The sequence below is a fragment of the Streptomyces sp. NPDC030814 genome (assembly GCF_055572155.1).
The window spans coordinates 96,185-111,322 of record NZ_JBVIDX010000027.1 but is presented as its reverse complement, the minus strand read 5'-3'; the positions used below and the strand labels follow the sequence as shown (position 1 = coordinate 111,322).

10 protein-coding genes are annotated in these 15,138 nt (G+C 71.6%); 5 read left to right on the top strand and 5 right to left on the bottom strand.

The features are described from left to right. The 3 genes from ACZ43N_RS36010 to glgB all read left to right on the top strand — a co-directional run. On the top strand, positions 1-372 hold a 372-nt coding region (locus ACZ43N_RS36010), incomplete at its 5' end, for an alpha-glucosidase C-terminal domain-containing protein (protein ID WP_468103254.1). 90 nt (positions 373-462) lie between these two features. After that, entirely contained in the window at positions 463-1,974 is a 1,512-nt protein-coding gene (locus ACZ43N_RS36005; RefSeq protein WP_468103253.1) for a maltokinase N-terminal cap-like domain-containing protein, read from the top strand. 435 nt (positions 1,975-2,409) lie between these two features. Continuing rightward, entirely contained in the window at positions 2,410-5,316 is a 2,907-nt protein-coding gene (gene glgB, locus ACZ43N_RS36000; RefSeq protein ID WP_468103260.1) for a 1,4-alpha-glucan branching enzyme, read from the top strand. Between the two features lie 227 nt (positions 5,317-5,543). Here glgB and ACZ43N_RS35995 read toward each other — a convergent pair whose 3' ends face one another. The 5 genes from ACZ43N_RS35995 to ACZ43N_RS35975 all read right to left on the bottom strand — a co-directional run bounded on the left by ACZ43N_RS35995 (position 5,544) and on the right by ACZ43N_RS35975 (position 12,203). Further along, positions 5,544-6,971 (bottom strand): cytochrome P450 family protein, encoded by a 1,428-nt coding sequence (locus ACZ43N_RS35995; protein WP_468103252.1) that lies wholly within the window; start codon positions 6,969-6,971, stop codon positions 5,544-5,546. 378 nt (positions 6,972-7,349) lie between these two features. Further along, entirely contained in the window at positions 7,350-9,593 is a 2,244-nt protein-coding gene (locus ACZ43N_RS35990; RefSeq protein ID WP_468103251.1) for a HelD family protein, read from the bottom strand. Between the two features lie 163 nt (positions 9,594-9,756). Further along, positions 9,757-10,071 (bottom strand): thioredoxin family protein, encoded by a 315-nt coding sequence (locus ACZ43N_RS35985; RefSeq protein WP_468103259.1) that lies wholly within the window; start codon positions 10,069-10,071, stop codon positions 9,757-9,759. Between the two features lie 14 nt (positions 10,072-10,085). After that, positions 10,086-10,514, bottom strand: coding sequence for a MerR family transcriptional regulator (locus ACZ43N_RS35980; protein WP_468103250.1), 429 nt, complete (start codon positions 10,512-10,514; stop codon positions 10,086-10,088). Positions 10,515-10,814: 300 nt separating this feature from the next. After that, on the bottom strand, positions 10,815-12,203 hold the full coding sequence (locus ACZ43N_RS35975) for a cation:dicarboxylate symporter family transporter (protein ID WP_468103249.1): 1,389 nt from the start codon (positions 12,201-12,203) through the stop codon (positions 10,815-10,817). 372 nt (positions 12,204-12,575) lie between these two features. Between ACZ43N_RS35975 and ACZ43N_RS35970 the strand changes: the two genes are divergently transcribed. After that, entirely contained in the window at positions 12,576-14,354 is a 1,779-nt protein-coding gene (locus tag ACZ43N_RS35970) for a sensor histidine kinase (RefSeq protein WP_468103248.1), read from the top strand. Further along, positions 14,351-15,037, top strand: coding sequence for a response regulator (locus ACZ43N_RS35965; protein ID WP_468103247.1), 687 nt, complete (start codon positions 14,351-14,353; stop codon positions 15,035-15,037). Before ACZ43N_RS35970 ends, ACZ43N_RS35965 begins: the two co-directional genes overlap by 4 nt. Positions 15,038-15,138 lie beyond the last annotated feature (101 nt).

Below are 15,138 nucleotides of genomic sequence, written 5' to 3'. Positions count from 1 at the left end.
AACGTCGAGGCCTCCATGTCCTCCCCCTCGTCGCTGCTGCACTGGACCCGCCGCATGATCGAGATCCGCAAACAGAACCCCGCCTTCGGACTCGGCACCTACACCGAGTTGCCGTCGTCCAACCCGGCCGTACTGGCGTACCTGCGGGAGGCTCCCTCGACCGGGGGCAGCGGGGACGACCTGGTGCTGTGCGTGAACAACTTCTCCCGGTTCGCGCAGCCCACCGAACTCGACCTGAGCGCCTACGAGGGACGCCACCCCGTCGAACTCATCGGCGGAGTGCGCTTCCCCGCCATCGGTGAACTTCCCTATCTCCTCACCCTCGCGGGCCACGGCTTCTACTGGTTCCGCCTGCGGAAGGACGCCGTGTAACCGACCGGAACCCCTGGCGGGCCGGTTTCTCCCGGCCCGCCAGGGGCACGCAGACAGGAACACCCCGCCCCGGGGAAAGGACGCGACGCCATGTCGGAAGCCGCCACGCACTCCACTGCGACAAGTCCTGGTCCGCAGCCCGCCGCCCCACCGATGCCCGGGCTGCTCACCTCGCTGGAGCCCCTTCTGCGGGAGTGGCTGCCACGGCAGCGGTGGTTCGCGGGAAAGGGACGGCCGGTCACCGGGTTCGGGCTGGTGGCGGCCACCGAACTGCTGCCGGTGGGCGGGCGCCCCGACGACTCCCGGTCGGGCGGTTCCAAGGCCGGGCTGCTGCATCTGCTCGTCCGCGCCCATCAACCGCTGGTGCCCTCGCAGGGCACCCCCGTCCAGCCCGGGGACTGCTACCAACTGCTGCTGGGGGTCCGCGACACACTGCCGCCCCGGCTGGCGCCCGCGCTCATCGGGCACGTCGCCGAGGGTCCGCTGGCCGGCCGGACGGTGTACGAGGCGCTGCACGACCCGCGCCTCGCCGACGTCCTCCTCGAAGCGCTCCGGGCGCAGGCCCGCATAGGGGATCTGCACTGCTCCCGGGACTCGCGGCTGGCCCTGCCCGAAGGACTGGTGCCCCGGCTGGTGACCTCGGAACAGTCCAACTCCTCCGTCGTCTACGGGGACGCCTTCATCCTGAAGCTGTTCCGCCGGGTCGTGCCCGGCGCCAATCCCGACCTCGAACTCCCGCTGACGCTGTCGCGCGCGCGGTGCCCCCGGGTGCCGGCGCCCGCCGCCTGGATGATCGCCGACCTGGGCCCGGCCACCGACCCGGAGACCCATGTCCTCGGGGTGCTCCAGCCGTACCTCAAGGGCGCGGCCGACGGGTGGGAGCTCGCGCTGAGCATGCTGGCCAAGGGCGAGGACTTCACCGCCGAGGCACGGGCGCTGGGCCGGGCCACCGCAGAGGTCCACGCGGCACTGGCCGAAACCCTGCCCACGGTCACCCTCGGCCGGACCCAACTGGAGTCGCTGGTCGACGGGATGACCGAGCGCCTGGAGGCCGCCGCGCAGGCGGTACCGGCCCTCCGCCCGTACTCCCCGGGGCTGCGCACCGCCTTCGGCGCCCTCGCCGACCTGGCCGCCGAGGGCCACACCTGGACGGCCCAGCGCATCCACGGCGACCTGCATCTGGGTCAGTGCCTGAGGTCACCCGTCGAGGCCGGAGCGAAGCACAGCGGCGGGGGCGAGTGGTCACTCATAGATTTCGAGGGTGAGCCGTCGAAGCCGCTGGCCGAGCGCCGGATGCCGCAGCCCGTCGCCCGCGACATCGCCGGGATGCTGCGCTCCTTCGACTACGCCGCGCACTCCCTCCGGCCCCCGGCCACCGACTGGGCGTCCGTCTGTCGGGCCGCGTACTGCTCCGGTTACGCGGACGTCTCCGGGGCGGACCCGCGCACCGATCCCGTGCTGCTGCGCGCCTACGAGACCGACAAAGCGGTGTACGAGGTGCTCTACGAGGCCCGGCACCGCCCCGACTGGCTCTCGGTGCCGATGGCGGCGATCCACCGTCTGGCCACCGACACCGGCCCGGCCATCGGTGGCTTGACCTGAACCAGCGTTGCCCTGTCCGAGGGCCGAGCACCCGCTCCGCCCACCCCTCACCCCCCTGCACAACCCGCCGAGGAGGCTGTCCCTGTGACTCCCCGCCCGCCGTCCGACGACAGCACGCAGAACACCGGCAGTGACGCCGCCGAAGGGTCCGCCCCGGCGAAGAAGACGGCTGCCAGGAAGACGGCCACGAAGAAGACCGCGGCCAAGAAGGCGACGGCGAAGAAGACGACGACGGCGGCCAAGTCCCCGACGGCCTCGAAGGCCGCGACCACGGCGAAGACCGCGAAGAAGGTCCCGGCCCAGAGGACGACGAAGGCCGCCGCCGGGGAGGCCGGGGCCGGCCGAGCACCGGCCAGGAAGGCCGCCCCGGTCAAGAAGACCACTGGGGGCAGGGCCACGGCGAAGAAGGTGGTGGCGGCCGCCGCCGGCGAGGACGTGGCCGAGCAGACGACTGCGGCGAAGACGCAGGCCGGGAAGGCGCCGGTGAAGAAGGCCCCGGCCCGGAAGAGCGCGGCGAAGAAAACCACGGCGAAGGCTACGGGCACCGGCGTCGGCACCGGCGTCGGCACGGACGAGACAGCGGGCGGCGCGAAGGCCGCCGCGAGGAAGACCCCGGTGGCGAAGAGCGCGGCGTCCGAGACCCCGGCTTCGAAGACCTCCGCTTCGACGACCGGGGCCTCCAAGACCTCCGCTTCGAAGGCCACGGCCAAGAAGACCACGGCCAAGAAGGCGGTCACGGAGAAGGCGGTCACGAAGAAGGCCGTGGCCAAGGCGGCCGAGGCCAAGCCGGCCGTGGCGAAGAAGGCAGCTGCCAAGAAGACCGCCGCCAAGAAGGCCGTGACCAAGAAGGCCGTCGCCAAGAAGACCGTGACGAAGAAGGCCGTCGGCGTGGTGCGCCCGTCGGCCGAACCGGCCGCCGCCGCACAGCCGGCCGCCGCCGCTCAGCCAGTCGTACCCGGGCAACCGGCCGCACCCATCCAGCCGGCCGTCCCCGTACGGTCGAGCGCTCCCACCCAGCCGACCGTTCCCGCTCAGCCGACGACCGCACCGCCCCCGTCGGCCTCACCCACCGAACCGAACGTCCCCACCGAACCGCCCGTCTCCGCCCAGCCGTCCGTACCGACCCAGTCGGCCGCCACCACCCGGTCGGCTTTCTCCCCCGCCGTGGACGGTGGTGATCGGGAGCGGTTGCTGGCCGGTACGCATCACGAACCGCATGCCGTGCTGGGGGCTCATCCGGTGGCGGAAGGCGTGGTGTTCCGGGCGTTCCGGCCGTTCGCGCTGGGGGTGACCGTCGTGGCGGGCTCGCTGCGGGCTGAGCTGCACGACGACGGGGAGGGCTTCTTCTCGGGGCTGTTGCCGTTGCGGGAGGTGCCGGAGGCGTACCGGCTGCTCATCGCGTACGAGGGGAACACCCAGGAGACCGAGGACGCGTACCGCTTCCTGCCGGCCGTCGGGGAGCTGGACCTGCACCTCATCAACGAGGGCCGCCACGAGGAACTGTGGCAGGCGCTCGGGGCCCGGCCGATGACCCACCAGGGTGTGACCGGCACCCGCTTCACGGTGTGGGCCCCGAACGCGCGCGGCGTACGGCTGGCCGGGACCTTCAACTTCTGGGACGGCACGGGCTACCCGATGCGCGCGCTGGGCTCCTCCGGAGTGTGGGAGCTGTTCGTGCCGGAGATCGGCGAGGGCGAGCTGTACAAGTTCGAGATCACCCGGCCCGACGGCACGAAGACGCTGCGCGCCGACCCGCTGGCCCGTCGTACGGAGGCCCCGCCGAACACGTCGTCCGTCGTGCACGCGTCGGACTACGAGTGGGGCGACGAGGAGTGGATGACGCGGCGGGCCGAGGTCCCCGCGCACGAGGCGCCGTTCTCCGTGTACGAGGTCCACCTGCCGTCCTGGCGTCCCGGGCTCACGTACCGGCAGCTCGCCGAGCAGCTCCCGGCGTACGTCAAGGACCTGGGGTTCACCCATGTGGAGCTGCTGCCCATCGCGGAGCACCCCTTCGGCGGGTCCTGGGGCTACCAGGTCACCGGGTTCTACGCGCCCACGGCCCGCCTCGGCGAACCGGACGACTTCAAGTACCTGGTCGACTCCCTGCACCGGGCCGGGATCGGTGTGCTGATGGACTGGGTGCCGGCGCACTTCCCGCGTGACGACTGGGCGCTGGCCGAGTTCGACGGGCGTCCGCTGTACGAGCACCAGGACCCGGCGCGGGCCGCGCACCCCGACTGGGGGACGCTGGAGTTCGACTACGGCCGCCGCGAGGTGCGCAACTTCCTCGTGGCGAACGCCCTGTTCTGGTGCGAGGAGTACCACATCGACGGGCTGCGCGTGGACGCCGTGGCCTCCATGCTCTACCTCGACTACTCGCGTGAGCCGGGCCAGTGGACGCCGAACGAGCACGGCGGCCGGGAGAACCTGGACGCGGTGTCCTTCCTCCAGGAGATGAACGCCACCGTGTACCGGAGGGTGCCCGGAGTCGTGACGATCGCGGAGGAGTCGACCGCGTGGGACGGCGTCACCCGCGCCACCCACCACGTCGGACCCGGCGGCTTCGGCGGCCTCGGCTTCGGTCTGAAGTGGAACATGGGCTGGATGCACGACTCCCTCGGCTACATGGCGAAGGAGCCGGTGCACCGCAAGCACCACCACAACGAGATGACGTTCTCGATGGTGTACGCGTACAGCGAGAACTACGTCCTGCCGATCTCCCACGACGAGGTCGTGCACGGCAAGCGTTCCCTGGTGTCGAAGATGCCGGGCGACTGGTGGCAGCAGCGCGCCAACCACCGCGCGTACCTGGGCTTCATGTGGGCCCACCCGGGCAAGCAACTCCTCTTCATGGGTCAGGAGTTCGCCCAGGGAGCGGAGTGGTCGGAGGCGCACGGCCCGGACTGGTGGCTCCTCGACCCGGCGTACGGCGCGGAGGCGGACCACCGGGGGGTGCGCGACCTCGTCCGCGACCTCAACGCCGTGTACCGCGGCGCTCCCGCCCTCTGGCAGCGTGACACCGACCCGTCCGGTTTCTCCTGGATCACGGGCGACGCGGCCGAGGACAACGTCCTCGCCTTCCTGCGGTTCGACGCGGACGGCGCGCCCCTGCTGGCCGTGTCCAACTTCAGCCCGGTGATCCGCCGGGACTACCGGCTGGGCGTTCCCGACGACTTCCCGGCCTGGCGGGAGGTCCTCAACACGGACGCGGCGTCCTACGGGGGGAGCGATGTCACGACGCCGCACCCGGTGAAGCCGGAGCCGACGCCCTGGCACGCCCGCGCCGCCAGTGTCCGTCTCACCCTCCCGCCCCTGGCGACGGTCTGGTTGCGGCCGGCGTAAGTGCGCGTTGCAGCTCGGGGGGTGCGGGGTTCGTCGTCGGGTGCGGCCGTGTGGGGCCGTTCGCGCCGTTCCCCGCGCCCCTGAAGGGACGGGCCTGCAGTCCGCCCTTCATCGCAAAAAACGGGGTCGCTGGCCCCTGCTTTTCCAGGGGCGCGGGGAACTGCCGAGAAACCACGACGCACCCGCACCCGCCGACGAACCGCGCGCCCCCGAGCCACTGGGCGCCCTCACCCCCCGCCCTTGCGCCCCCCGAACATCATCCGCCGCAACGCCCCCGACAACCTGCTCCCACCCCGCCCGGACGGCTCCGCCGGCACGACGGCAACCGCACCCGACCCCCCGCCCCGGCCCGCCACAGGCGCCCCCACGGGCACCCCCGCTTTCAGTTCGTACCGCACCGGCAACAGCCGCAGCCCCCGCACCACCGGCCCGGTCCGCCACGGCAACTGGTCCGGCGGCAACGTGAGTTCCGCTCGGGCGAAGTGCTCGAAGATCCGCCCCACCGCCGTCGTGACGATCATCCCGGCCAGCTCGCGCGCCGCGCTGGGGCACTGGTGCGGCCCGGCCCCCCACGCCAGGTGCGCCCGGGTGCTGACCGCGGAGTCGACCAGGTGGGACGTGCCGATCGCGAGCAGATCCCGGTGCGCGGCCGCGACGGACGGGGACACGATGTCCCCCGCCCGGATCCAGAAGTTCCCCAGGCGCACATCCCGCCCCGCGAACCGGAAGCACAGGTTGGCGGTCGGCGGATTCACCAGCGCCGCCCGGTTGACGGTCTCCCCGACCTGCCCGGTCGCCACGCTCCGCCGGACCGTCGCGTTGCCCCGCAACACCTCCAGCAGGGTGTTGCAGACCATGTTGCCGGTGATGTCGTTGAGGTAGACCGCGTTCATGAACAGCTCGCGGCCCAGCTGTTCGTCGGACAGCGACGGGTCGGACAGCAGCATGTACGACGTCAGGTCCTCCCCCGGCCGCGACCGGCGGTGCGCGGCGAGCCGGATCATCGCACCCAGTGCGCGCCCGGTGGCCGGTCCGGCGTCCGGTCCGCCGTCGAGCATCCGCCACAGGTCCATGACGATCTCGTCGCCGAGCTCGACGGGGCAGCCGAACAGCTTGGTCGTGACCATGAGGAGCAGCGGCCGTGTGTACTGCGCCGCGAGATCGGCGAAGCCGCTCGTCCCTGACTCCGCGGCGAGCATGCCGATCAGGTCGTCCGCGTACCTGGCGACGGCCGCCCGCAGTTCCCAGCCCTCGGGGCTGTGGCCGTCCTGGAAGGGCCGCATGGCGGAGTGGTAGCTCAGCCGCGCGGCCCGGTGCTCGTCGTCGTCGAAGAACATGGTCTGCCGCACCTCGTACCCGGCGAGCAGCGGCCAGTCCTTGGGCAGGCGCCCCTCCGCCCGCGCCCGCCAGTGCCGTACGTCGCGCCGCCAGACGCTGTCGTTGCGCAGGACTTCGAGCACCTCGCGGTAGTCGAGGACCAGCCACACCGGAACGCCCATCAGCCCGACCGGAGCGACGGGGCCGTATGTACTCCGCAGTCGCTCGTAGACACTGCCCGGGTCCACGTCGAACTCCGAGGTCAGCAACGGCTCCACGGGCAGCGAGTCGAGCGTGGGGCTGCCGGCCGGAGCGGCCGCGAACGGATGAGTTTCCATGAGCGACACGCATACCGCATGGCGCCTGCACGAGCAGTGACGATGCCGCGAACTGTTACGGCTTGGTGATCCCCGATGCACATGTGGTGACGGTGGCCTCCACCTGGTCTTACCGCTGGCACCCCTTCGGATGCGGACGGCCCGGCCGAACGCGCCCCCCGGCGGCAGGCGGTCCGGCCGGGTGTGCTCGCCGCCACGGGGGCGCGCCGGCTCTCAGGGGTCCTTTCACTATGCCCGCCCGGGTCGCGCGGCCTGGCACCGCCCCTCGCCGCGTTGCCGAAAAGCCCAGGTAGCTCAGCTACCAGGGCTCTTCGGCGCCTTGCGATGCACGGCACCAGACCACGCGACCTGATCGGACGCTCATGATGAAAGGACCCCTCAGGCCGCCGCCAGGGACTCCCCCAACCCGCCGGGCAGCGCTTCCGTATGGACGACGCCGAGCGCCTGGGTCGCCCGGGTCAGCGCCACGTACAGGTCGCTGGTGCCGAACCGGCCCGGCTCCACGACGAGGACCGAGTCGAACTCCAGCCCCTTGGCCTGCCGGGGGTCGAGGAGGACGACCGTCCGGGTGAGGTCCGGTTCCGCGCCTGGCGTGACGCCGTCGAGGCGGGCGGCCAGCGCCCGGTGCAGTTCGCGCGGTGCGATCACCGCGAGCCGCCCCTCGGCGGGGGTGAGTTCGGCGGCTGCCTTGGCCACCTCGGCGGGCAGGTCCCGGGCGGCGGCGCGGCGCGCCCAGGGGCGGACGCCCGTCGACCGCACCGAGCTCGGCGGCTCGAAGTCCGGCTGTTCGGCACGGACGACACCGGCCGCGACGTCCATGATCTCGGCGGGGGTGCGGTAGTTGACACCGAGCCGGGTGTGCTTCCAGCGGTCCTCGACGTACGGCGCGAGGATGTCGGCCCAGGAGCCGACGCCCGCGGCCTCCGCCGTCTGGGCGGGGTCGCCGACGAGGGTCATCGAGCGGGTCGGCGAACGGCGCATCAGCAGCCGCCAGGCCATCGGCGACAGCTCCTGCGCCTCGTCGACGATGATGTGCCCGAACGCCCAGGTCCGGTCGGCCGCCGCCCGCTCGGCCGCGCTGCGGTGGTCGTCCTCCTCGTGCCGCTCGGCGAACCGTTCGGCGTCGATGATGTCGTGCGCGGACAGCACCTCGGAGGACTCGGGGTCGCTGTCCTCCTTGTCCTCGAACTCGTACGTCCGGGACGCGTACGACACGTCCAGCACGCCCTGCGCGTATGCGATCCGGGTCTCCCGCTCGCGTTCGGCCCGGGCCCGCACGACGCGGTCGTCCTCGCCCAGCAGTTCGGCGGCCTCGTCGAGCAGGGGGACGTCGGCGACCGTCCACGCGCGGGTGACCGGACGGCGGACGGCGTCGGCGTCCTCCGGGGCCAGATGCGCGTCCGGCTCGGCGAGGAAGTCGGCGATCAGGCGCCGCGGGGTGATCCGGGGCCACAGCCGGTCGATGGCGGACCACACCTCGGGGTTCTCGGCGAGTTCGTCGCGGATCTGGGTGATGTCACTGGCGTCGAGGAGGTTCGAGCCGTCGTAGGGGTCGGTGCCGATGCGTTCGGCGACCATGTCGGTGAGGGTGTTGAGGATGTGGCCCTCGAAGTGCTCGCGGGCCGCGTTGTGCGGCAGTTTCGCCTCGCGGGTGCGCTCGCGGGCGACCCGTACGAGGTCGTCGTCGAGCATGAGGATCTCCCGGTCGTGCTCGATGGCGATCACCGGGTCGGGCAGCGCCTGCCGGTCCCGTACGACGGCCGCGAGGACCTCGGCCATGTCGGCGCGGCCCTTGACCCGGGCCGCGTCCGGGGTGTCGGTCGCGGTCGCCCGTACGCCGGGGAAGAGCTCGCCGACCGTCGACAGCAGCACACCCGTCTCGCCGAGGGAGGGCAGCACCTCGCCGATGTAGCCGAGGAAGGCGGGGTTGGGGCCGACGATGAGGACGGCGCGCTTGGCGAGCAGTTCCCGCTGCTCGTACAGCAGGTAGGCGGCGCGGTGCAGCGCGACGGCGGTCTTGCCGGTGCCGGGGCCGCCCTCGACGACCAGGACGCCCTGGTGCGGTGCGCGGATGATGCGGTCCTGCTCGGCCTGGATGGTCTGCACGATGTCGCCCATGCGGCCGGTGCGGGCCGAGTTGAGCGCGGCGAGCAGGACGGCGTCGCCGGTAGGGTCCTCGTAGCCGGTGCGGGTCTCGTCGCCGAGGTCGAGGATCTCGTCGTGCAGGGCGGTGACCCGGCGGCCCTCGGTGGTGATGTGCCGTCGGCGGCGCAGCCCCATGGGGGTGTGACCGGTGGCGAGGTAGAAGGGGCGGGCGACGTCGGCCCGCCAGTCGATGAGGATCGGGGTGCGCTCCGCGTCGTCCTCCCGCAGCCCGATACGGCCGATGTGGTGGTGGCCGCCGTCGGCGAGGTCGAGCCGTCCGAAGCACAGGGAGCCGTCGACGGCGTTCAGCGCGGCCAGCAGACCGGAGCGTTCGGCGACCAGGATGTCCCGTTCCAGCCGGGCCTGCATGGGCGTGTTGCCCTGCGCCAGCGCGTCGGTGACGGAGTTCTCGGTCTCACCGCGCAGCGCGTCGACACGCCGATACAGCGCGTCGATGAATTCCTGCTCACTCCGCAATTCATCGTGCGAAAAGCCGGTGTTTGACAATTCCACTCCCGCCCGGATATACTGTGCTCACTGAACTTCTTTGCGACTCCTTCTCCTTGAAGTCGCGAACCATTAAATATACGCAAGAAATGCCCCCGAGCACAATTGCTCGGGGGCATTTCTCATCGGGCTGTCAGAATATGTCGGCGAGTTCTTCGAGGAGCCGCCGCTTCGGCCGGGCCCCGACCATCGCCTTCACCGGCTCACCGCCCTTGAACACCATGAACGTCGGCATGGACAGCACCCGGTAGTGGTTGGTCGTCCCCGGGCTCGTGTCCACGTCCAGCTGCACCACCTTCAGCCGCTCCCCCTCCTCCGCGGCGAGGGCGCTCAGCACCGGCCCCATCTGCCGGCACGGCGGACACCAGTCGGCGGTGAACTCCACCAGCACCGGCAGTTCCGCCTCGATCACCTCCGCCTCGAAATTCGCGTCCGTCACCTCGGCCACACCAGCAGCCCTGATCACAGCCTGCCGCCTCCCAGTTCGCACTCCGGCTCCGGACCGCCCGGAACCTCCGCCTCGGCCGCCAGCCGCTCCCGCGCCGACTCCGCCCGCGCCAACTGCTCGCCGACCTTGGCGCGTACGGCCGCCAGCTCGCCGATCAGCGCGTCCAGCTCGTCCAGCTTCCGCCGGTAGACCGCGAGCGACGCCGGGCACGAGTCGCCCTCCGGGTGCCCGGCCCGCAGACACTCCACGAACGGCCGTGTCTCCTCCAGGTCGAACCCGAAGTCCTGCAGCGTCCGGATCTGCCTCAGCAGCCGCAGATCACCCTCGTCGTACGACCGGTACCCGTTGCCGCTCCGCCGCGCGGGCAACAGCCCCCGCGCCTCGTAGTACCGCAACGTCCGTGTCGTGGTCCCGGCCCGTGCCGCCAACTCACCGATGCGCATGAGCCGACGCTAATCCTTGACCCCGACGTCAAGGAAAGAGAGAAACGGCAAGAGCCGAGCGGCCAGGTCCACGGGGGGAGGACCTGGCCGCCCGGTGTATGGGGGCCTGCTGTTCGGTTGTGCTGCCCGTACGGCCGGGGTCTACGGGGGAGGGCCCGGCCGTACGGGGTCTCAGGGGGCCGCATGCCCCGAAGGGGCGCGGGGAACTGCGCGACCGGCCACACTCGACCGGCAGTCGGGTGCCGGCCTCACAGCCCCGCGGCGCTCCCGCCCGGCGCCCCCAGCGGAGCGCTCACGCGCTCACGCCTTGGCGAGCTCCTTCTCACCATCGGCCCCGGCCTCGGACTCGGCCTCGGCCGGCGCAGCCACACCGTGGTCGTCCAGCAGCGTCGCCTCGTCGAACGGCGCGTGCCCGGCGAGCACCTCGTTGACCCGGTCCTTGTCGATCTCCTTGGTCCACGTACCGATCAGCACCGTGGCGACCGCGTTGCCCGCGAAGTTCGTGAGGGCGCGGGCCTCGCTCATGAAGCGGTCGATGCCGACGATGAGGCCGATGCCGTCCACCAGGGCGGGCTTGTGGGACTGCAGACCGCCCGCGAGGGTGGCCAGACCGGCACCGGTGACACCCGCCGCGCCCTTCGAGGCGACCAGCAGGAAGAGCAGCAGCGCGATCTGCTCGCCGATGGCCATCGGCGTGCCCATGGCGTCGGCGATGAACAGGGACGCCATGGTCATGTAGATCATGGTGCCGTCGAGGTTGAAGGAGTAGCCGGTCGGGACGGTGATGCCGACGACGGGCTTGCTGACACCCAGGTGCTCCATCTTCGCGATGAGGCGCGGCAGCGCGGACTCGGAGGAGGAGGTGGAAAGGATCAGCAGGAACTCACGGCCCAGGTACTTGAAGAGCGTGAAGATGTTCAGCCCCGCGACGATCTTCAGCAGCGCGCCGAGGACGATGAAGACGAACAGGAAGCAGGTGATGTAGAAGCCGATCATCAGCACGGCCAGGCTCTTGAGGGCGTCCAGGCCGGCGGAGCCGGTCACCGCCGCGATGGCGCCGAACGCGCCGATCGGGGCGGCCCACATCACCATCGCGAGGATGCGGAAGACGAGGCGCTGGATGTGCTCGATGCCGCGCAGGATCGGCTGGCCGGCGTTGCCCATGGCCTGGAGCGCGAAGCCCGCGAGGAGCGCGACGAGCAGGGTCTGGAGGACCTCACCGCCGGTGAACGCGGAGACGATGGTGGTCGGGATGATGCCGAGCAGGAACTCGGTGGTGTCCTTGGCCTCCGGCGAGACCTGCGCCTGGCCGGTCTCCTTGATGGCGTCGGTGACCGCGAGACCCGTGCCGGGCTCGACGATGTTGCCGACGACCAGACCGATGCCGAGGGCGACCAGCGACATGATCAGGAAGTAGACCAGTGCGATACCGCCGACCGCACCGACCTTGGCGGCCTTCCGTACGGACCCGATACCGAGCACGATCGTGCAGAAGATGATCGGCGAGATCATCATCTTGATCAGGTTCACGAAGCCGGTACCGATGGGCTTCAGCTCGACGGCGAAGTCGGGGGCGATCAGGCCCACGGCGATACCGAGCGCCACGGCCACGATCACGGCGATGTACAGGTAGTGGGTGCGGTCCCGCTTGGCGGGTGCGGTAGGTGCCGTATGGGTGGTGCTGGCCACGGCTGCCCTCCTCGTCGACGACGTCGTCGGCTGATCGTCCGGCGTGCGGCTCACGTCCGGGGGATTACGGGAGACGGTCTCCCAGGGGTGGGAGCGGGGCTCCCAGGGCGGGGAACTCGGCGAGCTCCCCGGCGGGGGGAACCCGGTGGGTTCCCTGACGCGGGAGCCGGGGCTCCCGGTGGGAGTGGCTCCCGGGGGGTGTGGGAGCCGGTCTCCCGGCGGCTCGGGTGTGGGGTCCCGGACGGGAGTCGTACTCCCTTTCGTCGTTCATGTGCTGGACATGTCCGATGGGGTGACTATCTCCCGCCCTGTGAGGGCGGTCACCCTTCCGTTCATTTAGTTCACGCTGACGCGTCCGTGCAGACTGTTGCCATGCGCGTCGCGTCCCTCCTCAGACCCCGCAGCCTCGCCGGTCAGCTCTTCGCCGTGCAGGCCGTGCTGATCGCGGTCGTCGTCGCCGGGTGCGCGCTGTTCACGTACATCAGCGACCGGAGCCAGGCGGAGGACGCGGCGGGCCGCCAGGCCCTGGCCGTCGCCGCCGCCGTCGCCGACGCGCCGTCCGTGCGGGACGCGATCCACACGGACGATCCGACGGAGCGGCTCCAGCCGTACGCCGGCCAGGTGCAGCGCCACTCGGGCGTCGACTTCGTGACGATCATGACGCCGGACGGCATCCGCTGGACGCACCCCGTCCCCGAGCGGATAGGCCAGCGTTTCGTCGGCCACATCGAGAAGGCGCAGCGGGGCGGCACCATCACCGAGACCTACACCGGCACCCTCGGCCCGTCCGTCCGCGCGGTCACCCCGATAAAGGAGGACGGCCGGGTCATCGGCCTGGTCAGCGCCGGTATCAAGGTGCAGGCGATCAGCGAGCGGGTGCAGGGCCAGGTGACGGCCCTGCTCGGGGTGGCCGCCGGCGCCCTCGCCCTCGGCGGCATCGGCACCTACATCGTCAACGCCCGGCTGCGCCGCCACACCCACAACATGAACGCCGCCGAGCTCAGCAATATGCACGACTACCATCAGGCCGCCCTGCACGCCGTGCGCGAGGGTCTCCTCATGCTGGACGGCCAGTACCGGGTGGCGCTCATCAACGACGGGGCGCGTGAGCTGCTGGGCATGACGCAGGACGTGATCGGCCGCTCGGTGGCGGATCTGGGCCTGCCGGCGCCGCTGACGGGTGCCCTGCTGTCGTCCGAGCCCCGGGTGGACGAGGTCCTCCTGACCGCCGAACGGGTCCTGGTCGTCAACACCTCTCCCGTGTCGGGCGGCCAGCGCCGAGGCACGGTGGTCACGCTGCGCGATGTCACCGAACTCCAGTCCGTCATGGGCGAGCTGAACTCCGAACGCGGCTTCACCCAGGCCCTCCGCTCCCAGGCCCATGAGGCGGCCAACCGCCTCCACACGGTCGTCTCCCTCATCGAACTGGGCCGCTCCGACGAGGCGATCGACTTCGCGACCGCCGAGCTGGAGCTGGCCCAGGCACTGACCGACCAGGTGGTGGCGGCTGTGACGGAGCCGGTCCTGGCGGCGCTGTTGCTGGGTAAGGCGGCACAGGCGAACGAGCGGGGCGTGGAACTGGTGGTGTCGCAGGACAGCCGCATCGACGACGGACTGCTCCCGGAATCCCTTCCGGCGCGGGACCTGGTGACAGTGCTGGGCAATCTCATCGACAACGCGGTGGACGCGGCGCAGGGGACGACGGGGGCACGGGTGACGGTCACGGCGTACACGGACGGACCGGCCGACAGGCAGGACGGCACCTGCGGCCCCGACGGGTCGCGGGGGCCGGACGGGCCGGCTGACCAGGCGGACGGCCCGGTACTGGTGCTGCGGGTCAGTGACACGGGCGCGGGCGTGGACCCGGCGCACCGGGACTCCGTCTTCGAGCGCGGCTTCTCGACGAAGCCGTCCGGTCCCGGCGGCCGGGGACTCGGCCTGGCCCTCGTACGCCAGACGGCGCGCCGCCACGGGGGCACCCTGACGGTGTCGGAGGCGGCCGGGGGCGGGGCGGAGTTCGAGGTGCGGCTGCCGCTGGGCGCGGCCGAGCACGCCCCGGCCGGGGCAGCCGTTCCCACCGGAGCGGTCGGAACGCCTCGGGCGCCGCGGGCCGCTGTGGCCGATGCCGTGCCGGGAGGCGACGACGTATGACCGATGCCGATCCCATCAGAGTCCTCGTCGTGGAGGACGACCCCGTCGCCGCCGACGCCCACATGATGTACGTCGGCCGCGTCCCCGGCTTCACGGCGGTCGGCAAGGCCCACACGGGCGCGGAGGCACGCCGTGCCCTGGAGCGCATGCCGGTGGATCTGCTGCTCCTGGACCTGCATCTCCCGGACGTGCACGGTCTGCAGCTGGCCCGTTCGCTGCGCGCCGCCGGCCATCATGCCGACGTGATAGCGGTGACCTCGGCACGGGATCTGACGGTCGTCCGGGAGGGCGTCTCCCTGGGCGTCGTCCAGTACGTCCTCAAGCCCTTCACCTTCGCGACCCTGCGCGACCGGCTGATCCGCTACGCCGAGTTCCACGCGGCGGCCGGCGAGGCCAGCGGCCAGGACGAGGTGGACCGCGCGCTGGCGACCCTGCGGGCACCGGGCCCGGCCGCCCTGCCCAAGGGCCTGAGCGCGCCGACCCTGGAACGGGTCACCGTCGCCCTCCGGGACACCGCGGGGGGTCTGACCGCGGCCGGTATCGCCGAGGCCGTGGGCATCTCCCGGATCACCGCCCGCCGCTATCTCGAACACCTGGTGGACGCGGGCCGGGCGAGACGCGAACCGCAGTACGGGCAGGTGGGACGGCCGGAACTGGTGTACCGCTGGGTGCGCCAGGAGTAGCCGGCCGCGGGGCGAGCCACTGCAGACTCATTGACCTGACTAGACCATTCCTCGTACGGTCACCGGGCACCCACCCAGGCCACCATGTCGTAGCCAGCAGG